Origin of the sequence: Streptomyces sp. KM273126 (genome assembly GCF_004337435.2) — a bacterium.
GTDB lineage: Bacteria > Actinomycetota > Actinomycetes > Streptomycetales > Streptomycetaceae > Streptomyces > Streptomyces acidicola.
In genome coordinates, this window is the sequence record NZ_SJXB02000001.1 from 5,708,169 (window position 1) to 5,732,004 (window position 23,836).

The 23,836-nt window shown below is 69.9% G+C and carries 20 protein-coding genes and 1 riboswitch; of the genes, 16 read left to right on the plus strand and 4 right to left on the minus strand.

Annotation, left to right across the window (positions count from 1 at the left end; genetic code table 11):
• Nucleotides 1-185: 185 nt before the first annotated feature.
• From E0500_RS45495 to E0500_RS24390, 11 genes are all read left to right on the plus strand, one after another.
• Nucleotides 186-326 (plus strand): DUF6380 family protein, encoded by a 141-nt coding sequence (locus E0500_RS45495; RefSeq protein WP_399120252.1) that lies wholly within the window; start codon nucleotides 186-188, stop codon nucleotides 324-326.
• Nucleotides 323-1,798, plus strand: coding sequence for a hydroxysqualene dehydroxylase HpnE (hpnE, locus tag E0500_RS24345; RefSeq protein ID WP_131566691.1), 1,476 nt, complete (start codon nucleotides 323-325; stop codon nucleotides 1,796-1,798). The genes E0500_RS45495 and hpnE overlap by 4 nt, the downstream gene beginning before the upstream one ends.
• Nucleotides 1,798-2,934: a polyprenyl synthetase family protein gene (locus E0500_RS24350; RefSeq protein WP_131566694.1), complete on the plus strand. Its 1,137-nt coding sequence runs from the start codon at nucleotides 1,798-1,800 to the stop codon at nucleotides 2,932-2,934. Before hpnE ends, E0500_RS24350 begins: the two co-directional genes overlap by 1 nt.
• A 134-nt stretch (nucleotides 2,935-3,068) precedes the next feature.
• Nucleotides 3,069-5,099 carry a squalene--hopene cyclase gene (gene shc / locus E0500_RS24355; RefSeq protein WP_131566698.1) on the plus strand — a complete coding sequence of 677 codons (2,031 nt, stop codon included), beginning with the start codon at nucleotides 3,069-3,071 and terminating at the stop codon, nucleotides 5,097-5,099.
• Between the two features lies 1 nt (nucleotide 5,100).
• The gene (locus E0500_RS24360; RefSeq protein WP_131566701.1) at nucleotides 5,101-5,745 is read left to right on the plus strand and encodes a 1-hydroxy-2-methyl-2-butenyl 4-diphosphate reductase; all 645 of its coding nucleotides are present in this window, start codon (nucleotides 5,101-5,103) and stop codon (nucleotides 5,743-5,745) included.
• Nucleotides 5,746-5,750: 5 nt separating this feature from the next.
• Nucleotides 5,751-6,773: an adenosyl-hopene transferase HpnH gene (gene hpnH / locus E0500_RS24365; RefSeq protein ID WP_131566704.1), complete on the plus strand. Its 1,023-nt coding sequence runs from the start codon at nucleotides 5,751-5,753 to the stop codon at nucleotides 6,771-6,773.
• A gap of 4 nt (nucleotides 6,774-6,777) precedes the next feature.
• A complete protein-coding gene (ispG, locus tag E0500_RS24370) occupies nucleotides 6,778-7,935 on the plus strand; it encodes a flavodoxin-dependent (E)-4-hydroxy-3-methylbut-2-enyl-diphosphate synthase (protein WP_181587116.1) in 1,158 nt (385 codons plus the stop codon).
• A gap of 28 nt (nucleotides 7,936-7,963) precedes the next feature.
• A complete protein-coding gene (dxs, locus tag E0500_RS24375) occupies nucleotides 7,964-9,862 on the plus strand; it encodes a 1-deoxy-D-xylulose-5-phosphate synthase (protein ID WP_131564787.1) in 1,899 nt (632 codons plus the stop codon).
• Complete coding sequence (locus E0500_RS24380; RefSeq protein WP_131564785.1) at nucleotides 9,859-11,268, plus strand: aspartate aminotransferase family protein; 1,410 nt, start codon at nucleotides 9,859-9,861, stop codon at nucleotides 11,266-11,268. Before dxs ends, E0500_RS24380 begins: the two co-directional genes overlap by 4 nt.
• 74 nt (nucleotides 11,269-11,342) lie before the next feature.
• The gene (locus E0500_RS24385; protein WP_131564783.1) at nucleotides 11,343-11,975 is read left to right on the plus strand and encodes a helix-turn-helix domain-containing protein; all 633 of its coding nucleotides are present in this window, start codon (nucleotides 11,343-11,345) and stop codon (nucleotides 11,973-11,975) included.
• Nucleotides 11,972-12,094 carry a DUF6126 family protein gene (locus E0500_RS24390; protein WP_131564781.1) on the plus strand — a complete coding sequence of 41 codons (123 nt, stop codon included), beginning with the start codon at nucleotides 11,972-11,974 and terminating at the stop codon, nucleotides 12,092-12,094. Before E0500_RS24385 ends, E0500_RS24390 begins: the two co-directional genes overlap by 4 nt.
• 30 nt (nucleotides 12,095-12,124) lie before the next feature.
• Here the strand turns inward: E0500_RS24390 and E0500_RS24395 are convergent, their stop codons facing one another.
• The gene (locus E0500_RS24395) at nucleotides 12,125-12,922 is read right to left on the minus strand and encodes a tyrosine-protein phosphatase (RefSeq protein WP_131564780.1); all 798 of its coding nucleotides are present in this window, start codon (nucleotides 12,920-12,922) and stop codon (nucleotides 12,125-12,127) included.
• A gap of 188 nt (nucleotides 12,923-13,110) precedes the next feature.
• On the opposite strand from E0500_RS24395, the gene E0500_RS24400 reads away from it, so the two are divergent.
• The 4 genes from E0500_RS24400 (at nucleotide 13,111) to E0500_RS24415 (ending at nucleotide 18,606) form a co-directional block, all read left to right on the plus strand.
• A complete protein-coding gene (locus tag E0500_RS24400) occupies nucleotides 13,111-15,183 on the plus strand; it encodes an alpha-galactosidase (RefSeq protein WP_131564778.1) in 2,073 nt (690 codons plus the stop codon).
• 267 nt (nucleotides 15,184-15,450) lie between these two features.
• Nucleotides 15,451-15,643, plus strand: a riboswitch (cyclic di-AMP (ydaO/yuaA leader).
• Nucleotides 15,644-15,647: 4 nt separating this feature from the next.
• Nucleotides 15,648-16,652 (plus strand): M23 family metallopeptidase, encoded by a 1,005-nt coding sequence (locus E0500_RS24405; protein ID WP_131564776.1) that lies wholly within the window; start codon nucleotides 15,648-15,650, stop codon nucleotides 16,650-16,652.
• A 306-nt stretch (nucleotides 16,653-16,958) separates the two neighbouring features.
• On the plus strand, nucleotides 16,959-17,675 hold the full coding sequence (locus E0500_RS24410; protein WP_131564774.1) for a DUF6250 domain-containing protein: 717 nt from the start codon (nucleotides 16,959-16,961) through the stop codon (nucleotides 17,673-17,675).
• Between the two features lie 145 nt (nucleotides 17,676-17,820).
• Complete coding sequence (locus E0500_RS24415; protein ID WP_131564794.1) at nucleotides 17,821-18,606, plus strand: SGNH/GDSL hydrolase family protein; 786 nt, start codon at nucleotides 17,821-17,823, stop codon at nucleotides 18,604-18,606.
• Nucleotides 18,607-18,717: 111 nt separating this feature from the next.
• Here the strand turns inward: E0500_RS24415 and E0500_RS24420 are convergent, their stop codons facing one another.
• Both E0500_RS24420 and E0500_RS24425 read right to left on the minus strand, forming a co-directional pair.
• On the minus strand, nucleotides 18,718-19,338 hold the full coding sequence (locus E0500_RS24420) for a TetR family transcriptional regulator C-terminal domain-containing protein (RefSeq protein ID WP_309505129.1): 621 nt from the start codon (nucleotides 19,336-19,338) through the stop codon (nucleotides 18,718-18,720).
• 74 nt (nucleotides 19,339-19,412) lie between these two features.
• On the minus strand, nucleotides 19,413-20,603 hold the full coding sequence (locus E0500_RS24425) for a glutamate dehydrogenase (RefSeq protein WP_131564771.1): 1,191 nt from the start codon (nucleotides 20,601-20,603) through the stop codon (nucleotides 19,413-19,415).
• Between the two features lie 152 nt (nucleotides 20,604-20,755).
• On the opposite strand from E0500_RS24425, the gene E0500_RS24430 reads away from it, so the two are divergent.
• The gene (locus E0500_RS24430) at nucleotides 20,756-21,952 is read left to right on the plus strand and encodes an MBL fold metallo-hydrolase (protein WP_131564769.1); all 1,197 of its coding nucleotides are present in this window, start codon (nucleotides 20,756-20,758) and stop codon (nucleotides 21,950-21,952) included.
• A gap of 927 nt (nucleotides 21,953-22,879) precedes the next feature.
• On the opposite strand, the gene E0500_RS24435 is transcribed toward E0500_RS24430, so the two are convergent.
• The gene (locus E0500_RS24435) at nucleotides 22,880-23,797 is read right to left on the minus strand and encodes an endo-beta-N-acetylglucosaminidase H (RefSeq protein ID WP_131564767.1); all 918 of its coding nucleotides are present in this window, start codon (nucleotides 23,795-23,797) and stop codon (nucleotides 22,880-22,882) included.
• Between the last annotated feature and the right edge of the window lie 39 nt (nucleotides 23,798-23,836).

The following is a 23,836-nucleotide window of genomic DNA, read 5'->3' on the forward strand; positions in this document are numbered from 1 at the left end:
AGGGCGTGGGAGGTACCCCCACTCGGCGCACGGCGCCACAGGACAGGTGGCTCCGCCACATGACCTGCGACGCCGCACGCCGAGGGCACGCACCGACTGCGGACGTCAGCGGCTCCGCCGCGGGCGCTGCGCCCGATCTTCGCGCGGACGACGGGGAACTCAGAACAGGCATCAGGGCGCTTCTGATGGCCGGTCCCGACCAAGGCGGCTCCATCGGTGAAAGGCGGCACGCAACCCTCCGCCGCACGGCCGCGTCCCAGACTGCAACGGCCTGCCGTGGCTCGCTGAAGCACCACGGCCATGGCGCGGGGGAGGGCGCACGATGACCTACGGCACACACCCCGAGGGACTGTTCGACGGTGACAGGCCCGGCCGCCCGGCTCCCCGGAAGGGTGCGGAGCACCTCCGCGAAGGGGCGGCGGGAGACGGACGGTCGGCCGTCGTGGTCGGCGGCGGGCTCGCCGGGATCACCGCCGCGCTGTCGCTGGCCGACGCCGGAGTGCGCGTCACCCTGCTGGAAGGACGGCCCCGGCTCGGCGGACTCGCCTTCTCCTTCCAGCGCGGCAACCTGACCGTCGACAACGGACAGCACGTGTACCTGCGCTGCTGCACCGCGTACCGCTGGTTCCTCGACCGCGTCGACGGGACCGCGCTCGCCCCCGTGCAGGACCGTCTCGACGTGCCCGTACTCGACGTCGAGGCCCGTGCCGGCCGACGGCTCGGCAGACTGCGGCGCGACGCACTGCCCGTACCGCTGCATCTGGGGCGCAGCCTCGCCACGTATCCGCACCTCTCGCTCGGTGAGCGCGCCAAAGTGGGGCGTGCCGCACTGGCGCTCAAGGCGCTCGACCTCGCGGATCCCGCGCTGGACAACCAGGACTTCGGCAGCTGGCTGGCCGCGCACGGTCAGTCGGCGCGTGCCGTCGAGGCACTGTGGGACCTCGTGGGGGTCGCCACCCTCAACGCGGTGGCCAAAGACGCCTCTCTCGGGCTCGCCGCGATGGTGTTCAAGACGGGTCTGCTGTCCGACCCGGGCGCGGCCGACATCGGCTGGGCACGCGTCCCGCTGGGCGAACTGCACGACCGGCTGGCCCGCAAGGCGCTCGACTCGGCGGGCGTCCGTACCGTACTCCGTACACGCGTCACCTCCATCTCCCCTTACGGAAACGGGCGTTGGACGGTTCAGGTTCCCGGTGAGACCCTCGACGCGGACGCCGTCGTCCTCGCCGTACCACAGCGCGAGGCGCACGATCTGCTGCCCGCGGACGCGCTCGACCACCCCGGGCGGCTGCTGGAGATCGGCACCGCCCCGATCCTCAACGTCCATGTGGTGTACGACCGGAAGGTGCTCGACAAGCCGTTCTTCACGGCGCTCGGCACCCCGGTGCAGTGGGTCTTCGACCGGACCGAGGCATCCGGGCTGAGCGAGGGCCAGTACCTGGCGGTGTCGCAGTCGGCGGCTCAGGACGAGATCGACACACCGGTGTCCGTCCTGCGTGAGCGGTACCTGCCGGAGCTGGAACGGCTGCTTCCGGGCACGCGCGGTGCGGGCGTGCGCGACTTCTTCGTGACCCGGGAGCGCACGGCGACGTTCGCTCCCACCCCTGGCGTCGGGCGGCTCCGGCCCGGCGCCCGCACCAAGGCCCCCGGCCTGTACCTGGCCGGTGCGTGGACCGCCACAGGGTGGCCCGCGACCATGGAGAGTGCGGTCCGCAGCGGCATCAGCGCGGCGGACGCCGCACTGGGCGCCCTGGGCAGACCCCGCGACCATCTCTTCGACTTCGAGGAGGCGGCCTGATGCTCAACGAGCGACGCGAGGCAGACCCCCGCACCTCCCGCACCGCAACAAGAGGAGAGACTGTGCCCACTGTGCCCCCGGCCTCGACGGCCGCGCGAGAGCCCGCGGTGGACGTGACCGCGCTCCTGGAGCGCGGCCGGACCCTGGCCACCCCGGTGCTGCGGGCGGCCATCGACCGACTGGCGCCGCCCATGGGCACAGTCGCCGCCTACCACTTCGGCTGGATCGACGCCGAGGGCAGGCCCGCCGACGGCGACGGCGGCAAGGCCGTGCGGCCCGCCCTCGCCGTGCTGTCCGCCGAGGTCACCGAGGCGGCCCCCGAGACCGGCATCCCCGGCGCGGTCGCGGTCGAGCTGGTGCACAACTTCTCGCTCCTGCACGACGACCTGATGGACGGCGACGAGCAGCGCCGCCACCGCGGCACCGTCTGGAAGGTGCACGGCCCGGCCCAGGCCATCCTCGTCGGCGACGCCCTCATGGCCCTCGCCAACGAAATCCTCCTGGAACTCGGCACCGCCGAGGCCGGCCGTGCCACCCGTCGGCTGACCAGGGCCACCCGCGCCCTCATCGACGGCCAGGCCCAGGACATCTCCTACGAGCACCGGGACCGCGTCAGCGTCGAGGAGTGCCTGGAGATGGAGGGCAACAAGACGGGCGCGCTGCTCGCGTGCGCCTGCTCGATCGGCGCGGTCCTCGGCGGCGCCGACGACCACACGGCCGACACGCTGGAGAAGTACGGCTACCACCTCGGCCTCGCCTTCCAGGCCGTCGACGACCTGCTGGGCATCTGGGGCGACCCGGAGGCCACCGGCAAGCAGACCTGGAGCGACCTGCGTCAGCGCAAGAAGTCCCTGCCGGTGGTGGCAGCGCTCGCGGCAGGCGGCCGGGCCTCCGAGCGGCTCGGCGAGATCCTCGCGGCCGACGCCAAGAGCAGCGACATCGAGAACTTCTCCGAGGAGGAGTTCGCCGCCCGCGCCGCCCTCATCGAGGAGGCCGGCGGCCGCGACTGGACCGCCGAGGAAGCGCGCCGCCAGCACCAGATCGCCCTTGACGCCCTGGACGAGATCCGGATGCCCGACCGGGTGCGCGATCAGTTCGTGGCGCTCGCCGACTTCGTCGTCGTACGAAAGAGATGATCACTACAGGGAAAGAGATGATCCCTATCGGTCGAATATCCCTCGCGTAGTCGCCGGCCGGTGCCTCGGGCACGGTGAGCACCGGCCGACGGCGGACCCACAGCAGAGACATGCCACTGCACGAAGGGGAAGCCATGACAGCGACGACCGACGGAAGCACCGGGGCACCACCACCCCGAGCTGCCTCGGCCAGCGAAACCGAAACCGACATCGACACCCTCGGGGTGGCGGGGGTCCCGGATGCCGCCGTGCGCGCGACAGCGCGCGCCACCGACTTCCTGCTCTCGCGCCAGGACGCCCAGGGCTGGTGGAAGGGCGACCTGGAGACCAACGTCACTATGGACGCCGAGGACCTTCTCCTCCGTCAGTTCCTGGGCATCCGCGACGACAGGACCACGAAGGCCGCCGCCCTCTTCATCCGCGGCGAGCAACGCGAGGACGGCACCTGGGCGACCTTCTACGGCGGACCCGGGGAACTCTCCACCACCATCGAGGCGTATGTCGCCCTGCGCCTGTCCGGAGACGCCCCGGACGCCCCGCATATGGCGAAGGCGTCGGAGTGGATCCGCGCCCGGGGCGGTATCGCCGCCTCCCGCGTCTTCACCCGGATCTGGCTCGCCCTGTTCGGCTGGTGGAAGTGGGAGGACCTGCCCGAACTCCCGCCGGAGCTCATCTACTTCCCGAAGTGGATGCCGCTGAACATCTACGACTTCGGGTGCTGGGCACGGCAGACCATCGTCCCCCTGACCATCGTCTCGGCGAAGCGGCCGGTGCGGCCCGCGCCCTTCCCGCTCGACGAGCTGCACACCGACCCCCGCGATCCGAACCCGTCCGTGCCCCTCGCTCCCGCGGCGAGCTGGGACGGCGTCTTCCAGCGGCTCGACAAGGTCCTGCACGGCTACCACAAGGTGGCCCTGAAGCCCCTGCGCAGGGCGGCCATGAACAGCGCGGCCCGCTGGATCATCGAGCGGCAGGAGAACGACGGCTGCTGGGGCGGCATCCAGCCTCCGGCGGTGTACTCGGTCATCGCGCTGCACCTGCTCGGCTATGACCTCCAACACCCGGTCATGCGCGCCGGGTTGGAGTCCCTCGACCGGTTCGCCGTGTGGCGCGAGGACGGGGCTCGGATGATCGAGGCCTGCCAGTCGCCGGTGTGGGACACCTGCCTCGCGACTACCGCCCTCGTCGACGCCGGACTGCCCGCCGACCACCCGCAGTTGGTGAAGGCCGCGGACTGGATGCTCGGCGAGGAGATCGTCCGGCCAGGAGACTGGGCCGTACGGCGACCAGGACTCCCGCCGGGCGGCTGGGCGTTCGAGTTCCACAACGACAACTACCCCGACATCGACGACACCGCCGAGGTCGCCCTCGCGCTGCGCCGCGTCAAGCACCCCGACCCCGAGCGCGTCAACAAGGCGATCGCGCGTGGGGTCCGCTGGAACCTCGGCATGCAGTCGAGGAACGGCGCGTGGGGCGCCTTCGATGTCGACAACACCAGTCCGTTCCCCAACAAGCTGCCCTTCTGCGACTTCGGTGAGGTCATCGACCCGCCGTCCGCCGACGTCACCGCGCATGTCGTGGAGATGCTGGCCGTCGAAGGACTCGCCCACGACGAACGCACCCGCCGCGGCATCGAGTGGCTGCTCGCCGAACAGGAGCCGAACGGCTCGTGGTTCGGGCGCTGGGGCGTCAACTACGTCTACGGCACGGGGTCGGTGGTCCCGGCACTGGTGGCCGCAGGGCTGCCCGCCTCGCACCCCGCGATCCGCCGGGCCGTCGCCTGGCTGGAGGCCGTGCAGAACGACGACGGCGGCTGGGGCGAGGACCTGCGCTCCTACCACGATGTCGCCGGGTGGAGCGGCAAGGGCGCCTCCACGGCCTCCCAGACCGCGTGGGCCCTGCTCGCGCTGCTGGGGGCGGGGGAGCGGGAGTCGAAGACCGTCGAGCGCGGCATCGAGTGGCTCGCGGGCACCCAGCGCGAGGACGGCTCCTGGGACGAGCCGTACTTCACCGGGACCGGCTTCCCGTGGGACTTCTCGATCAACTACCACCTCTACCGGCAGGTCTTCCCGCTGACCGCGCTCGGCAGGTACGTCCACGGGGAGCCCTTCACGGACAGGAGTGATTCGACCGACACGACGGCCGCGCCCGTCAAGGGGAGCTGAAGTGAGCGACTCTCCCGCCCCGGCCCCGCTGCTGATCGCCTGCGCGCTAGGCATCGAACGGCTCGCCCTGCGAGGAGGCGTCCCCCGGGGCGCCCAGGGCCCGGTCACCGTATTGCGGACCGGCATGGGGCCCAGAGCCGCCGTGCGCTCGGTCACCCGGGCGCTCGGCGAGCCGGCGCTGCGCGGGGCCGCCGTCATGGCCACCGGCTTCTGCGCCGGGCTCGCGCCGGGCATGCACCCCGGCGACCTCGTCGTCGCCGAGGAGACCCGGGGCCCGGCCGGTGCCACGACGCTGTGCGAGGGCACCGATCTGCTGGTCAAGGAGCTGGTGCGCGCCGTGCCCGGGCGCACCGTGCACACCGGCACGCTCACCGGCTCGGACCACGTCGTACGCGGGCACGAAAGATCGGAACTGCTCGCGACCGGCGCAATCGCGGTCGACATGGAGTCCGCGGCCACGCTCCAGAGCGCCGTGCGCCGGGGAGCGCGCCCGGTTGCGGCCGTCCGGGTGGTCGTGGACGCTCCAGAACATGAACTCGTCCGGATCGGCACGGTGCGCGGTGGAATATCGGCTTTCCGTGTTCTTCGTGCCGTCGTTCCCGCTTTCTTCGAATGGCACCGTTCTTTGTTGCTTCCCAGGAGGTGAGCCAGATGGCCATGCCGCTCCGCCAGTCCATCAAGGTGGCGACGTATCTCTTTGAACAGAAGCTTCGCCGACGGGACAAGTTTCCGCTCATCGTCGAACTGGAACCGCTCTTCGCCTGCAACCTGAAGTGCGAGGGCTGTGGCAAGATCCAGCACCCGGCCGGAGTACTCAAGCAGCGCATGCCGGTGGCGCAGGCCGTGGGCGCCGTCCTGGAGTCGGGGGCGCCGATGGTGTCCATCGCCGGGGGCGAACCCCTGATGCACCCTCAGATCGACGAGATCGTACGGCAGCTGGTCGCCCGGCGGAAATACGTCTTCCTGTGCACCAACGCCATGCTGATGCGCAAGAAGATGGACAACTTCAAGCCCTCGCCGTACTTCGCGTTCGCCGTGCACATCGACGGACTGCGCGAGCGGCACGACGAGTCCGTGGCGAAGGAGGGGGTGTTCGACGAGGCCGTGGAGGCCATCAAGGAGGCCAAGAAGCGGGGCTTCCGGGTCACCACCAACTCGACCTTCTTCAACACCGACACCCCGCAGACCATCATCGAGGTGCTCAACTACCTCAACGACGACCTCAAGGTCGACGAGATGATGATCTCGCCCGCCTACGCCTACGAGAAGGCGCCCGACCAGGAACACTTCCTGGGCGTGGAGCAGACCCGCGACCTGTTCAGGAAGGCCTTCGCGGGCGGCAACCGGAGCCGCTGGCGGCTCAACCACTCGCCGCTGTTCCTGGACTTCCTCGAGGGCAAGGTCGACTTCCCGTGCACCGCGTGGGCGATCCCCAACTACTCGCTGTTCGGCTGGCAGCGGCCCTGCTATCTGATGAGCGACGGGTACGTGCCGACGTACCGGGAGCTCATCGAGGAGACGGACTGGGACAAGTACGGCCGCGGCAAGGACCCCCGCTGCTCCAACTGCATGGCCCACTGCGGCTACGAGCCGACCGCCGTCCTCGCCACCATGGGATCCCTGAAGGAGTCGCTGCGCGCCATGCGCGAGACCGTCACCGGAAACCACGGGTGATGCCATGACCGCCGTATCCCTCGGCGTTCCCGACGTACCCGTCCGGCCGATGGCTCAGCGCCGCGTCTCGCGGCAGATCCAGGTCGGGCCGGTGGCCGTGGGGGGCGGAGCCCCGGTGTCGGTGCAGTCGATGACGACGACGCGTACGTCGGACATCGGCGCCACGCTGCAGCAGATCGCGGAGCTCACCGCGTCCGGCTGCCAGATCGTGCGGGTGGCCTGCCCGACTCAGGACGACGCGGACGCGCTCGCCACGATCGCGCGGAAGTCGCAGATCCCGGTGATCGCGGACATCCACTTCCAGCCGAAGTACGTGTTCGCGGCGATCGAGGCGGGCTGTGCGGCGGTCCGGGTCAACCCGGGCAACATCAAGCAGTTCGACGACAAGGTCAAGGAGATCGCGCGGGCCGCGAAGGAGCACGGCACGCCGATCCGTATCGGTGTCAACGCGGGCTCGCTGGACCGGCGGCTGCTGCAGAAGTACGGCAAGGCGACCCCGGAGGCCCTGGTCGAGTCGGCTCTCTGGGAGGCGTCGCTCTTCGAGGAGCACGACTTCCGGGACATCAAGATCTCGGTCAAGCACAACGACCCGGTGGTGATGGTCAACGCCTACCGGCAGCTGGCCGCCCAGTGCGACTATCCGCTGCACCTGGGGGTAACCGAGGCCGGTCCGGCGTTCCAGGGCACCATCAAGTCCGCCGTGGCCTTCGGGGCGCTGCTCGCCGAGGGCATCGGCGACACGATCCGGGTGTCCTTGAGTGCCCCGCCTGTCGAGGAGGTCAAGGTGGGCATCCAGATCCTTCAGGCGCTGGGGCTGCGGCAGCGGCGGCTGGAGATCGTGTCGTGTCCGTCGTGCGGGCGGGCACAGGTCGACGTGTACCGGTTGGCCGAGGAGGTCACGGCCGGTCTGGAGGGGATGGAGGTGCCCCTGCGCGTCGCCGTCATGGGGTGTGTCGTCAACGGTCCTGGAGAGGCCAGGGAGGCAGATCTGGGGGTCGCCTCCGGCAACGGCAAGGGCCAGATCTTCGTAAGGGGCGAGGTCATCAGGACCGTACCCGAGTCGAAGATCGTGGAGACCCTCATCGACGAGGCGATGAAGATCGCGGAGCAGATGCAGCAGGACGGTGTCGCGGCGGGGGAGCCGGCCGTCACCGTGAGTTGAACAGCACTGACCGAGAGGGGGCCCGAGCGTGACGATTCTGGAGAGCATCCGGGGACCACGGGAACTGAAGGCGCTGTCCAAGGCGGAACTCGGTGAACTGGCGGGAGAAATACGGGAGTTCCTGGTTCAAGCGGTTGCCAGGACCGGCGGACACCTGGGGCCCAACCTGGGGGTGGTGGAACTCTCCATCGCACTCCACCGGGTCTTCGAGTCGCCCGTCGACAGCATCCTGTGGGACACCGGTCACCAGAGTTATGTGCACAAACTGCTGACCGGCCGTCAGGACTTCTCCAAGCTGCGCAGCAAGGGCGGCCTGTCCGGCTACCCGTCCCGCGAGGAGTCCGAGCACGACGTCATCGAGAACAGCCACGCCTCCACCGCCCTCGGCTGGGCGGACGGGCTCGCCAAGGCCCGGCAGGTGCGACAGGAGAAGGGGCACGTCGTCGCGGTCATCGGTGACGGCGCCCTCACCGGCGGCATGGCATGGGAGGCGCTCAACAACATCGCGGCCGCAAAGGACCGGCCACTGATCATCGTCGTCAACGACAACGAACGGTCGTACGCCCCGACCATCGGCGGCCTCGCGAACCACCTCGCGACCCTGCGCACGACCGACAGCTACGAGCAGGTCCTGGCCTGGGGCAAGGACGTCCTGCTCCGGACCCCGGTCATCGGTACGACCCTGTACGAGTCGCTGCACGGCGCGAAGAAGGGCTTCAAGGACGCCTTCGCGCCGCAGGGCATGTTCGAGGACCTGGGGCTGAAGTACGTCGGGCCGATCGACGGACACGACGTGGGGGCCGTGGAGTCCGCGCTCAGGCGTGCGAAACGCTTCCACGGGCCCGTGCTCGTCCACTGCCTGACCGAGAAGGGACGCGGGTACGAGCCCGCGCTCTCCCACGAGGAGGACCACTTCCACACCGTCGGCGTGATGGACCCGCTCACCTGCGAGCCCCTCGCCCCCGCGGGCGGCCCCTCCTGGACCTCGGTGTTCGGCGACGAGATCGTCCGGATCGGCGAGGAACGCGACGACGTCGTGGCGATCACGGCGGCCATGCTGCACCCGGTGGGCCTGGGCGCGTTCGCGGAGCGGTTCCCGGACCGTGTGTGGGACGTCGGGATAGCCGAGCAGCACGCCGCGGTGTCGGCGGCCGGACTCGCGACGGGTGGCCTGCATCCGGTCGTCGCCGTCTACGCCACCTTCCTCAACCGTGCCTTCGACCAGCTCCTGATGGATGTCGCGCTGCACCGCTGCGGGGTGACGTTCGTACTGGACCGGGCCGGGGTCACCGGCGTCGACGGGCCGTCGCACAACGGCATGTGGGACATGTCGATCCTCCAGGTCGTGCCCGGCCTCAGGATCGCCGCGCCCCGCGACGCCGGCCAACTGCGCGCGCAACTGCGCGAGGCGGTTGCCGTCGACGACGCGCCGACGCTTCTCCGCTTCCCCAAGGAGTCGGTCGGGCCCGACATCCCGGCGGTGGACCACGTGGGCGGCATGGACGTACTGCAACGCTCCACGGGCCGCCCGGAGGTGCTGCTGGTGGCCGTCGGCGTCATGGCCCCGGTCTGCCTCCAGGCCGCCGAACTGCTGGGGGCCCGCGGTGTCGGCTGCACCGTCGTGGACCCGCGCTGGGTCAAGCCGGTCGACCCCGCGCTGCCCTCACTCGCGGCCGAGCATCAGGTGGTGGCCGTCGTGGAGGACAACAGCCGGGCGTCCGGCGTCGGCGCGGCCGTCGCGCTGGCCCTCGGGGACGCCGAAGTGGATGTGCCCGTACGGCGGTTCGGCATCCCGGAGCAGTTCCTCGCGCACGCCAAGCGGGGCGAGGTGCTGGCCGACATCGGCCTCACGCCGGTCGAGATCGCCGGACGGATCAGCGCCTGCCTGGCGGCCAGGGACGAACTCGCCAAGGAGAACCAGGAATGACCACCGCGGAACCCGCAGCCGGGGCCAAGGAGTTCGACCTCGGCAGACTCCTGGCCGAGCGCGGGGCCGAGCGCTACGAGCTCCACGCCCGGCACCTCAACCACCAGCTCCCGCGCATGCTGCACACCATCGGCTTCGACAAGGTCTACGAGCGGGCCGAGGGCGCGCACTTCTGGGACGCGGACGGTAACGACTACCTGGACATGCTCGCCGGGTTCGGGGTGATGGGCCTCGGCCGCCACCACCCCGTCGTCCGCAAGGCGCTGCACGACGTCCTCGACGCCTCCCTCGCCGACCTCACCCGCTTCGACTGCCAGCCGCTGCCCGGGCTCCTCGCCGAGAAGCTCCTCACCCACAGCCCGCACCTGGACCGGGTGTTCTTCGGCAACAGCGGCACGGAGGCCGTGGAGACCGCGCTGAAGTTCGCCCGGTACGTGACCGGCAGGCCGCGTGTCCTGTACTGCGCGCATGCCTTCCACGGGCTGACGACCGGAGCGCTGTCCGTGAACGGCGAGTCGGGCTTCCGGGACGGGTTCGCGCCGCTGCTGCCCGACACGGCGGTCCCGCTCGGCGATCTCGACGCCCTGGCACGGGAGGTGAAGAAGGGCGACGTCGCCGCCCTCATCGTCGAACCGATCCAGGGCAAGGGTGTGCACGAGGCCCCGCCCGGTTACCTTCGCGCCGCCCAGGAACTGCTGCACCAGCACAGGGCGCTGCTCATCGCCGACGAGGTGCAGACCGGTCTCGGGCGGACCGGCGACTTCTACGCCTACCAGCACGAGGACGGGGTGGAGCCGGACCTGGTGTGTGTGGCGAAGGCGCTCTCCGGAGGCTACGTGCCCGTCGGGGCGACCCTCGGCAAGGACTGGATCTTCAAGAAGGTCTACTCGTCGATCGACCGCGTCCTCGTCCACTCGGCGAGCTTCGGCTCCAACGCCCAGGCCATGGCGGCGGGCCTCGCCGTGCTGTCGGTCATGGACGACGAGCAGATCGTCGTGCGCGCTCGCGCGACCGGTGAGCTGCTGAAGTCCCGGCTCGCGGCGCTGGTCGACAAGTACGAGCTGCTCAGCGACGTACGCGGCCGGGGACTGATGATCGGTATCGAGTTCGGGAAGCCGAAGTCACTGGGGTTGCGCAGCCGGTGGGCCATGCTGCAGGCCGCACGCAAGGGCCTGTTCGCGCAGATGGTCGTCGCACCGCTGCTCCAGCGGCACCGCATCCTGACCCAGGTCTCCGGCGACCATGTGGAGGTCATCAAGCTGATCCCGCCACTGGTCGTCGGGGAGCGGGACGTCGACCGCTTCGTCGACGCCTTCACCGACGTGATGGATGACGCGCACAGCGGCAGCGGGCTGCTGTGGGACTTCGGGAAGACACTCGTGAAGCAGGCGGTGGCCAACCGCTGAGCCTCCGCCCGCGCGTTTTTTGCCTGTGGGGCAACAGATTTGCCTCACAGGCAATCCTCGGGCTGAATGGAGGCATGAGCCTCACCGAGCCGGAGCCGTCCGCCGGGGCCGAACCCGCCGCCGACCTTCCGGCCGTCGCTCCGCAACTGCGCATCCTGCGCCGCCGTGCCTCCCTCACCCTGGAGGCCGCGGCGCGGGCCGCCGGGCTGTCGCCCGCGCATCTCTCCCGGCTGGAGACCGGCCGCCGCCAGCCCTCGCTGCCGATGCTGCTCGCGCTGGCCCGCGTCTACGGTACGACGGTGTCGGAACTGCTCGGCGAGACGGTCGCCGAACGGGACGCGGTCGTCCGCGCCGCCGACATGGAGCCGACGCGGGCGGGCGGCTGGACGTACTGGCAGGCGGGCGCCGCCGGGCGCGGTATGCAGGCCCTGCGCGTGCACGTCCCGTACGGCTCGCAGGGCGACATCGTGCGTGTCCACCCCGGTGAGGAGTGGCTGTACGTGCTGAAGGGCCGGCTGCGGCTGCGCCTCGGGGACGCCACGCACCTGCTCGCGCCCGGTGACAGCGCCCATTTCGACTCGCTGACCCCGCACCGACTCGCGGCCGCCGACCACGACGGCGCCGACCTGCTCTTCGTCCACACCCTGCTGCAGAGCCCGACCGCCACGCTGTGCCTCGGGCCGACGACCACCGGAGAAGCCCCGTGAGCGACCTGGAAGAGAAGTTCCCCCGTGCCCTGTGGGTGCGCCTGATCATCTACATCGCCGTAGGCCACATCTTCGCGGCCTTCATCTATCTGCTCTTCGAGGTGGGCGCGAAGCAGTGAGCGGCGTGAACGGGCGGCACGGCCCCCGGCTCAGTCCAGCAGCCGCTCGCGCAGCCGCTCCCGGATCCGCGGCGTGACCTTCAGGCCCTGCTCCAGATACGTGTCCACGCCGCCCCAGGCCTGCTCGATCGTCTCGAACGCCGCCTGAAGGTACTCGGCCCGCGCGTCGAACAGCGGGTTGAGCAGCTCCATGACCTCGGGGGAGTAGGCACTGGCCGACTTCTCGCTGCGGTGCACCTTGTAACGGCGGTGGGTGGCGGCCGACTCCAGGTAGTCCGCCACGATGGCGTCGCGCTCCACGCCGAGCGCGAGGAGTGTCACCGCTATCGACAGACCCGCGCGGTCCTTGCCGGCCGCGCAGTGCATCAGGGCGGGCACGCTGTCCTCGGCCAGCGCGTGCAGCACCTGGGAGTGCTCGGCCGTGCGGTGCCGGATGATCGTGCGGTACGAGCCGATCATGCGGCCTTCCGCCTTGCCGTCCGCGAGCAGGTCACGCAGCTGGTCCAGGTCGCCGTCGCGGACCATCGTCCAGAACTCGGCGCCGTCCGCCGGGTCCGTCAGCGGCAGGTTGACGTTCCGCACGCCCGGCAGGTCGATGTCCGGGCCCTCCAGCTTCTGGTCGGCCGCGTTGCGGAAGTCGAAGATCGTGTGCAGCTCCAGGGAGGACAGAAACGCTGCGTCCTCGTCGGTCGCGTGCGCGAGGTGGCCGCTGCGGAACAGCCGCCCGTGGGTCACACGCCGGCCGTCCACGGTGGGCAGGCCCCCCACGTCACGGAAATTCCGTACTCCGGTCAGCTCCGGCTCGGTCGACGGGACCTGCTGCGTCACGGGGGCTCCTCCCATCCGGCCGTCGGCGATGCCCGGTTCCGCACACCGACGTTGCGCCCTCGACGATACGACATGGCTTCGTGGGCCACGGAGTTGTCCACAGGTGTCCACGGGCGTTTGCCATGAGCCCCGGCGGACTTGATGATGTCGGGGCCTGATCGCACCTGTTCGAATATGTTGGAGGCTTGATGCTGGAGATCGGCGGAGACGGTCGTACGTGGCTGCTCTCAGGACCCACGAGCAGCTACGCGCTGTCGCTCACCGAGGACGACACCCTCCTGCACCTCCACTGGGGTCCGAGGATCGGGCTCGCCGACGCCGAGGACCTCGCGGCCCGGCCGCTGCCCCCGTACCGGGGCTTCGAGTCCCAGCTCGACGGACTTGAGGAGTATCCGGTCGAGGGCGGGCCCCGCTTCGTACGGCCCGCCCTGTCCGTCCGCACCGACGAGGTCCGCGGCACCGAGTGGACCTTCCACGTGTACGAGATCGAGGACGACGAGCTGCGGCTGCGCTTCACCGACAACGGGCTCGGCATCACGCTGCACTACCGGATGCGCCACGATGTCGTCGAGCGCTGGGTGACCCTCACCAACGAAGGCCCCGCCCTGGAGGTGCTGCGCGCCGACTCAGCGACCTGGACGCTGCCGTTGCGCGAGGGGTGGCGGCTGTCCCAGGTGCACGGACGGTGGGCCGCCGAGTCCCGGCTCGTCAGCACGGACCTCACCTACGGTGAGCACGTCATCGGCAGCCGGCGCGGCCACACCGGGCACCAGCACCTGCCGTGGGTCGCGCTCGACGCCGAGGGGACGACCGAGGAGCGCGGCGAGGTCTACGGATGCGCGCTCGCCTGGTCGGGCACCTGGCGCATCTGCGTGGCCCAACTCCCCGACGCGCGCGTGCAGATCACCGGCGGCATCGGCTACGACGACTCGGGCCTGATGCGCCTGGAGGCGGGCGAGTCGTACACGACCCCCGTCTTCGCGGGGCTGTGGAGCGACGGCGGCTTCGGTGGGGCGAGCCGGGCCTGGCACGCTTACCAGCGCGCGTACGTCATCCCGGGTGCGGAGCAGGACCGGCCGGTGCTCTACAACTCCTGGGAGGCGACGGAGTTCGACATCACCGAGGACCAGCAGCGCGAGCTGGCGCGGCGGGCTGCGGGCATGGGGGTCGAGCTGTTCGTGGTCGACGACGGCTGGTTCGGGAAGCGGACCAGCGACCGGGCGGGGCTCGGCGACTGGACGCCCAACCCAGACCGCTTCCCGGCCGGGCTGAAGCCGCTCGCCGAGGACGTGCGCGCGCTCGGCATGCAGTTCGGCATCTGGGTCGAGCCCGAGATGGTCAACGCGGACAGTGATCTGTACCGGGCACACCCGGAATGGGTGCAGTTCCAGCCGGGCCGAAAGCGGACGGAGTTCCGCAATCAGCTCGTACTGAACCTCGCTCGCGAGGATGTCCAGGAGTACCTCTGGGAGAAACTGGACGACCTGCTCTCCAGCGCGCCCATCGACTATGTGAAGTGGGACTTCAACCGCTGCTTCACCGACGCCGGCTGGCCCGGTGAGCCCTACCCGCAGAAGCTGTGGGTCGAGCACGTGCACGCCTTCTACAACCTGCTCGACCGGCTGCGGGCCGCGCACCCGGGCGTCGCCTTCGAGTCCTGCTCGGGCGGTGGCGGACGGATCGACCTCGGAGTCATGGCGCGGACGGACCAGGTGTGGACCTCCGACAACACCGACCCGCTGGACCGGCTCGCCATCCAGCACGGCTTCAGCCAGATCCACCCGGCGCGGGTGATGGCCGCCTGGGTCACGGACAGCCCGAACACCCAGCTCAATGGGCGGGTCAGCTCCATGGGCTTCCGGTTCGTGAGCGCCATGGCGGGTGTGCTCGGCGTCGGCGGCGACCTTACGAAGTGGAGCGAAGGGGAGCTCGTCGAGGCGCGCGAGTGGGTCGAGCTCTACAAGGAGATCCGTCCCGTCGTGCAGCGCGGCGACCTCTACCGGCTGCGGCCGCCGGTCGGCGGGCTGAGCGCGGTGCAGTACGCCCTCGGTGACGAGGTGGTCGTCCTCGCCTGGCTTCAGGCTCAGCATCACGGTGAGCCCCCGGTCCCGCTCCGGCTGCGGGGCCTCGACCCGACACAAGCGTATGAATGCCGCGAATCGGGCGAAGTTCACCGAGGTGCGGTGCTGCTGCATCACGGGCTGTCCACGGGGCTGCGCGGTGACTTCGATGCGAAGGTTATCCGGCTGCGCCGCATCTGAGAGCTATGTCCGAAATGCAGCGTTGAGTCCAAGTGGCCCTGGAATAAAGCGCGGTGAGTCGAAGATGCGTGACCAGCGTCATATGTGTGACGCTGCGTCGCCGTCATGCTCATGTAATGCTGGTGCGTTTTCAGGGCCGTTAGGGAAGGTTGGAGATCGCTAATTGACGGAGCGTGACGGCGAATTCTTGAAAGGGATCATTAGGGAGACGCACGGAAACTCCCGATGGTTGTCCAGATGCCTGTAAGTCGCTTACGTTCCCCTCAATCCGGACGGACGCCGAATCCTGCCGCCGCCCGGAACCGCGAACTCACCCGTGCATGGCAGGAGCGGGGGACCCACAGGCAGTACCGCCTGTTCCGGTCTCCGGAACAGGCTTGGGGTCAAGCCGTGCACGAGTACGGCCGGGCATCTCCAGCCCGCACCCGACAGCTCACCTCGTAGGCGCCGGAGAGGAATTCGTCATGCCCGCGAGGGGTAAACACCGTCGCCCGAAGTCCCTGCGTTTCACCCGCTCGATAGCCGTCGCCGGAACCGGTGGCGCCGCACTCGCGCTTCCGCTGATCGGCGCCACTGGAGCCCATGCCGCGACCGCGGGCTCCGTTTCCCAGAAGGCGACGTCGGTTTCCCCGAAGGCCGTCACCGAGAAGAGCGAAAAGGCCGCCGCGGAGCAGGGCGAGAAGTCGGCCGCCACCAAGAAGACCGCGAAGCGGGTCTATTCGGTGCGGCCCGGAGACTACCTATCCAGGATCGCCGAGCAGCACCACGTCGCCGGTGGCTGGAAGAAGATCTACGCGGACAACCGCGAGGCCGTCGGCTCCGACCCGTCGCTCATCCATCCGGGCCTGAAGCTCACGCTCGGCGGAAAGGCCCCGTCGGGCGACAGCACGTCGGGCGGCGGCGGCAAGGCGACGGACGAGACAGCTTCCCCGGACAAGACCGCATCCTTGGAGCAGACCGGGCCGGAGAAAACTGAGCCGAAGGCCGAGTCGAAGCAGACCGAGACGCCTGGGAACGAGCCGACCTCCACGTCGGTCACGCCGAGCGCGGAGACCAGTGGCTCCGGCTTCATGCTCCCCGTCGAGGGCGCCTCCGTCGGCACCGCTTACAAGACCGCGGGCAGTATGTGGTCCAGCGGGTACCACACCGGCGTCGACTTCGTGGTCCCGACCGGCACCAGCCTCAAGGCCGTGGGTGCGGGCACGGTCGTCACCGCGGGCTGGGGCGGCGCGTACGGCAACCAGGTCGTCATCCAGCTCGACGACGGCCACTACGCGCAGTACGGCCACCTCTCCTCGCTCTCCGTCTCGGCGGGCCAGAGCGTGAGCGAGGGCCAGGAGATCGGCCTCTCCGGCGCGACCGGTAACGTCACCGGTCCGCACCTGCACTTCGAGATCCGCACGGGTCCGGACTACGGCTCGGACATCGACCCGGTCGCGTACCTGCGCTCGAAGGGCGTCAGTCTCTGACCCGTCCGCAGCTCCGCCGACCGCATCCGAAGGCCGGACCTCATGATCCCCGGGGTCCGGCCTTCGGCGTGTCCGGGCGGCTGTGAGTGGTGGGGTGCGAGCGAGTCGGCCGTGAGCGGTGGGGCGACGTCGTTCGGAAGTGCTTCGTGATCTTCGTGGTCAGCACAGTGCGGTCATGTGGCATGGCCGGTCGTCGTATCGACAGTGGGGCGGAAGTGACGACACAGTGGTCTTCAGCAAGCGCTTTCCACAGCTGTAGACCACACCACGCCACACTGCGCCCGTACACCGCCACGAAGGAGCGTCATGATCACTCGCAGAGCCTTCGGAGCCCTCGCCGCCGGTGCCGCTCTCGCGGCGCTGGCACCGGTGCCGACGGCGAGCGCCACGCCCCACGGCCGTCGCGGACGGCTGATCGCGGCGGACGACTTCCGGCACGGACTCCGCCAGTGGGCCACCGAGCTGCAGGACGGCGGCACCGTCACGGCCGCGGGCGGCGTCCTGGAGATCGACGTGTCGAGCGGTGCCACGGTCTGGTTCCGGAAGCGGTTCGAGGGCCCGTACGTCATCGAGTACACAGCCACGCCCGTCTCCGCGGGCGGCGCCAACGACCGGGTGTCCGACCTCAACAACTTCTGGAACGCCGTCGACGTACGGTCGCCCGACGACATCTTCGCCACCGAGCGGGGCGGAGCGCTCGCGGAGTACGACCGCCTCAAGACCTATTACGCGGGCTACGGCGCCAACACCAACACCACGACACGGCTGCGCCGTTACGTCGGCGAGGCCGGAGTGCGGCCGTTGGTCTACGACTACACGGAACCACTGCTCGTCGCCAACGAGCCCCACCACGTGCGGATCGTCTCCGACGGCTCCGCGGTCCAGTGGTGGAACAACGGGCGGCTGGTCTTCGACTACATCGACCCGCAGCCGTACACGAGCGGGCACTTCGCGTTCCGTACCGTGTGGAGCCACTTCCGGATCACGGGGTTCCGGGTCTGGCGGCTCGCTCAACGTCCCTGACGCAAGGCTTATTCCGCAGTTGACCAACACTTGACGAGTGGCCTATCTCACCGCTCGTCAACCTTTTCCTACGGTCGCGTAGCTCACATCCCACGGTGAATCATGACCCGATGTGGCAGACGATTCGAAGAATGACATGAGATCAGTGATCGGGTCGTACGTGGCGGTGGGGGACAGCTTCACCGAGGGCGTCGGCGACCCCGGCCCCGACGGGGCGTTCGTCGGCTGGGCCGACCGGTTCGCGGTACTCCTCGCGGACCGGCGCCCGGAGGGCGACTTCGACTACACCAACCTCGCCGTCCGCGGGAAACTGCTCGACCAGATCGTCGCGGACCAGCTCCCGAGGGCGAAGGAACTCGCTCCGGACCTGGTCTCCCTCTGTGCCGGCGGCAACGACATCCTCCGGCCCGGATCCGACCCCGACGAGGTCGCCGAGCGCTTCGAGCGCGCCGTCGCCGACCTCACCTCCGCCGTCGGCGCCGTCATGGTGACCACCGGCTTCGACACCCGTGGCGTGCCCGTGCTGAAGCATCTGCGCGGCAAGATCGCCACCTACAACGGGCATGTGCGCGCCATCGCCGACCGGTACCGGTGCCCCGTGCTGGACCTCTGGTCCCTGAAGACCGTCCAGGACCGGCGCGCCTGGGACGACGACCGGCTGCACCTGTCGCCCGAGGGCCACACGCGCGTGGCGCTGAGGGCGGGCCAGGTCCTGGGCATCGAGATCCCCGCCGACCCCGACCAGCCCTGGCCTCCGCTCCCGCCGCGCGGCACCTTCGAGGTCCGCCGCGACGACATCCACTGGGCCCGCGAGTACCTGGTCCCCTGGATCGGACGCCGGCTGCGCGGCGAGTCCTCCGGGGACCGCGTGGTGGCCAAGGGGAGCCTGTCGCCGGACGACATCAAGTCGCGGATCGATTCGGCGGTCTGAGGGAACGGCCGGCCGCGACGGCGAGCGGACGGCTGGGAGAGGGGGCGAGGAAGTGGTCTCTGGGCCCGACGGCCCGGCTTGCTCCGTGTGCCCGGGCTCAGCTGCAGGGGCTCAGCCCCTCGACGCCGTCAACGCCTCGCGCGTGAGGCCCAGTTCGCGGGCGAGGGCCTCGTCGGCCCACTCCAGGGTGCGGGTGCGGGAGACGGCGCCCTCGTAGGCGGTGGTCTGGACGGCGAGACCGTCCAGCAGGGCGGTGAGACGGAGGGCGGCGGTGGCCGGGTCGGGGCACTGGAACTCGCCGGCCGCCACGCCCTCCGTGATGACCTCGGTGATCGCGGCCTTCCACCGCCGGTCGAGGCCGCGCGTCACCTCTCGCAGCACGGGCTCGCGCAGTGCCGCCGCCCAGCCCTCGATCCACAGCCGCCAGCCCTTGGCCTGCCCGGTCGGCGCATACCAGCGCACGGCCGCCCGCAGCCGCCGCAGCGCGGTCGTCCGACGGCCCAGCAGCTTGCGCAGATGGGCGAGATCGTCCTCGGCGGCGTACGTGAACGCCTCGGCCACCAGCTTCTCCTTGGTCGAGAAGTGGTAGAGCACCAGCGCGTTGCTCACCCCGAGGGCCGAGGCCACGTCGGCGATCCGAACCGCCGTCACGCCCCGCACCTCGATCTGCCCGACCGCGGCCCGCAGCAACTCCTCACGCCGCTCCGCCACGCTCAACCGCACTCTGCTCACGCGGCAACCCTAATCCGTACGCGATACGTACCTGATCCGCGCCCGTAGACGAGTGCGCCGGTCGTCACCGGTCGTCACCGGTACCAGCCGAACCGCTCCGCGATCACCGGCAACCGGTCGGCGGCGAGGGCGTGGGCGGCCGTACGCGGAGTCGTTCCGTCGGCCTCGGCGCGCACCAGCGTCCGGTCGACGAGGGCGCGCATCGAGCGGCGGACATGGGCGAACGCCTCCTCCGCGTCCGCCCCGACGTCCCCGAACAGCGTCCACCACCACCAGGCGTTCGTCGCGGAGTTGACCACGACGTCCGGCAGAACGGTGACCCCGCGCGCGGAGAGCACTTCCTCGGCCTCGGGCAGGACCGGCATGTTGGCGGCCTCGGCGATCCAGTGCGCCGTGATCCGTGCCTGGTTCGCGCTGTCGATCGCGTACGAGACCGCCGCGGGCACCAGTACCTCCACGTCGGACGAAAGCCAGGCCTCACCCGGAAGCTCCCGGTCGTCGGGGCGCAGCACCGCGCGGTCGACCGTCCCGTACGCGTCACGGGCGGCGAGCAGCACCTCCACGTCGAGCCCCTGTGGGTTGCTGATCGTGCCCTTGATGTCGGCGACGGCCACTACCGTGAGTCCCGCGCGCGTGAGGAAGCGCGCCGTGGCCCCGCCCATGGTGCCCAGCCCCTGCAGGGCGACCCGTGTCCCGGCGTACGGCACGCCCGCCCGGTCGAGGGCGGTCAGCACCGACTCGGCGACCCCGCAGCCGCCGACCAGCTCGTCCAGCCCGATGCCGTCGACCCGCAGCGCGAAGGCGTCCGCGAGCCGCCGCCGGGCCACCGTCTCGTCGTCGAGCAGCGGGTACACGGCCTGGATCGACGAAACGAGTCCCGCCTCGGCGGCGGCCCGGTCCACCAGGTCCTGGGTGAGGCCGAGGTCCTCACCCGTGGTCCAGAAACTCTCGACGTACGGGCGCATCGCACGGAGGTAGCGGACCAGCAGGCCGTACGCCTCCGGGTCGCGGGGGTCGCAGTCGATGCCGCCCTTCGCCCCGCCCAGCGGGATGTAGCGGCTCTCCGGGTGCCCCTCGGGGTCGTAGTGCAGTGCCTCCTTCAGGGTCATGCCCCGGGCCAGCCCCTCGACCTCCTCGGGCGTGCAGCCCGGCCGCATCCGCAGTCCGCCGCTGGCGACTCCGCGCACCAGCCGGTCCACGACGAGGAAGCCGCGGCGGCCGGTGATGTGGTCGGTCCAGGTGAGCGACATGAGAGGGGCGTGCATCGGGTCTCCTCGGGGGTGTGAGCCGACGGCAGTTACTGAATCACGGGCCAGTACGGGGCAGTGTGGCATCCCCGCTGCGGCACCGCGGGCCCGGCGTTGTCGGAGGGGCGGCCCATAATGGAATGCCTCAGTGACATCACCAGGAGGTGACCGTGTCGGGTTTCCGTTCCACGAGTTCCGGGCTGCGCGGGCTGCGGCCCGCCGCCTTCGGCGCGGATCCAGGCGGTGCGCGCCTGGAGCGGATCCGCAGGTCGCCGAATTTCGCGAACGGCGCGTTCGTGAACCCGGAGGGTACGCGTGTGCGCCCGGCGGGTGGCGCCGTGCTCGACATGGCGAAGCGCTATCTCCGCAAGGAGGAGCGCGCCCTCCGTGCCCCCGTCGGCTCTGTGCCGGTGCATGCCACCACCCTGGCCGACCTGGCCCGGCCGCCGGCGAGCGGGCTGCGGCTGACCTGGATGGGGCACTCCAGCGTGCTCGCCGAGATCGACGGTCACCGCGTGCTCTTCGATCCCGTCTGGGGTGAGCGTTGCTCCCCGTTCGCCTTCGCCGGTCCCAAGCGGCTGCACCCGGTGCCGCTGCCGCTGGCCGCGCTCGGCCCGGTCGACGTGGTCGTGATCTCCCATGACCACTACGACCACCTCGACCTGCCCACCATCAAGGCCCTGGTCGGCTCGGACACGCTGTTCGCGGTGCCCCTCGGCGTCGGCGCCCACCTGGAGCACTGGGGCGTCTCCGAGACGCGGATACGAGAGCTGGACTGGACCGAGTCGACGAAGATCGGCGGCCTCACCCTGACGGCCACCCCGGCCCGCCACTTCTGCGGCCGCGGCCTGCGCAACGCCCAGCACACGCTCTGGGCCTCCTGGGCCGTCGCGGGCGAGACGCACCGGATTTACCACAGCGGTGACACCGGGTACTTCGAGGGCTTCAGGGACATCGGCGCCGAGCACGGCCCCTTCGACGCCACCATGATCCAGATCGGCGCGTACAGCGAGTTCTGGCCGGACATTCACATGACGCCCGCTGAGGGGGTGGAAGCCCACTTTGACCTGCAGGGGCTCAAGCCGCATGGTGTGCTGCTGCCGATCCACTGGGGCACTTTCAATCTGGCGCCGCATGCGTGGGCGGAGCCGGGGGAGTGGACGAGGGATGCTGCTGAGGAGGTTGGGCAGGCGGTTGCGTTTCCCCGTCCTGGTGAGCCCTTCGAGCCTGCGGGTGCCCTCCCTGTCGATCCGTGGTGGCGGGCGGTTTCGGCGCCTGTCGCGCGTCCGTGGCAGCGCCCCGTAGGGTCGCAGATCACGTCCGCGGAGGTCAGTCATCCCGATGTTGATCTTGCCGGTGAGCGGTGAGCGGTGAGCGGTGTGCGGTGACGCGGCCGATGGACGATCTTGTTGAGATTGTGGGGATGCTGAGCGAGATGTCGTGCCGGGAGCGGGAGCGTGTGATGAGGGGCATCGACGGACCGCCTCGGAAAGGGCGTCGGACTTTGCCGCAGCAGTTCACGCCCTTGCCTGTTTCGCGAGGTGCCTCGCGTGCCGTGGTCCGGACTCGGATCGTCGGCTCTTGATCAGGACGTACAACGGGACACGGCGACATCAACGGATTCAAGACGGCTGGAAGGCGCCTGCGGCACGAGGTGAATGAGAGCTGACGTTGTCCGGCACTCGATGGATGGAGCTGGGTCGGAGTGCCCGGGGCCTCCTCGGTGAAGGCAATGGCCAGTTGTGCTGTCGCGAGTGGTCGTGCAGGGTGGCGTGGCGGTGGTCGAGCTGATTCCGACGACGTATCACGTGGAGTGCGTGGCGACCCTCGAACCGGTCGTAACGGGAGCCTGACCTGCCGCTTTCTGATTTCTTCTGGCCGCTCGACCTGTGCCCCTTCATGCATCCGGTCGAGCAGACAGCCTGTATGCGGCGGCTGTCCTGCCCTACGGTTTCACTCTCCAGGCAGGCGGCGACGATCGCGTCCAGTCGGCCACTGCACCGGTCGTCGAGACCGGTGGTGCTCTTACAGGAACGGATCGCGCGTGGTCGTGCTGCGGCGGCTCACGCCAAGGATCTGAGAAGGAAGGGCGCCGGGAGCACTGGAGGAACGTTCCACGACCTGGCGTCCCTCACGATCCCGCGCGTTGGGCGAAACCTCGGTCGCCGGGCCGAGGGCAAGTTCGAAGCCGAGAAATGGCCCGTTGAGCTGCGCGTATTCGAGTGCCGGGGGGACCGCCCGCGGGTGACCGCGCCGCTGACATCGTTGTCGAGGGCGCGGTCCGTGCGGGTGCCTTACGGCGTGTGGACGGCGTCACGGCCGTACAGCTCCCTGGTGAACGCGGAGACGTCGGCGCTGCGATCGGTGCCGTCGAGGTTGTACGTCAGATAGACGCCGTATCCCTCGCTGACGGTGCGACGGGCGAGATTGGCGGCCGTGCTCTGTGAGGTCCGGCCGATCTCGACGGCCGCCGGTGACAGCTTCGACTTGGGCAGTGCGATGCCGGGGACCTGCCAGGTGCCGTAGTACGGGTTCCAGGCGTAGTCGAACTTGGTGGAGACGTCGACGCCGCCGTAGGACAGGCGCGAGGCGGCCGGGCCGATGTTGTAGAGGCTGATGATCTTGTCCGGCATGTTCGCGCGCAGTGCCGTCACCAGGTGCACGAACGAGCTGTCGTTGGGCTGGGCGGTGCCGTTGTTGCCGTACTCGGCGTATTCGTCGTCGAAGTCGATGCCGTCGAGCCCGTACTTGTCCACGGCGTCCGACATCTGCTTCGCGAATGCCGAAGCTGCCTGCTGAGACGTGAAGTTGGCGAACCCCGCGCCTTGGTGGTTGCCGAGCACCGAGAGCACGACCTTGATGCCCTGCTGCTGCAACGGCCGTATCTCCGTGGCGGCGTTGTCGAGGACGCGCTGCACGTTCTCGTTGAAGTACAGATACGCCGCCTTCGTGCTCGTGTCGTAGTTGATGTTCGCCGCGAAGATCACGGCGACGTCGAAGACGTTGCCGCCACCGTCGGCGAGCGTGTACTTGCCTGCGTTGAGCATGCTGTTGTTGTTCACCTCGATGTAGGCCACCGAGGTCGGCCCCTGCTTGGCGGGAGCGGGAGCCGCCGCCGCGCCGGTCGTGGCGGTCGTGCCGAAGGCGAGGGCCGCGACGGCCGAGAGCGCGAGCGCGGCGGTCCGCACTCTGCTCCGTACCAGAGTGAACATCGTTGGTCGTCTCCCATCGCATGGTTGGCGCCCGACTTG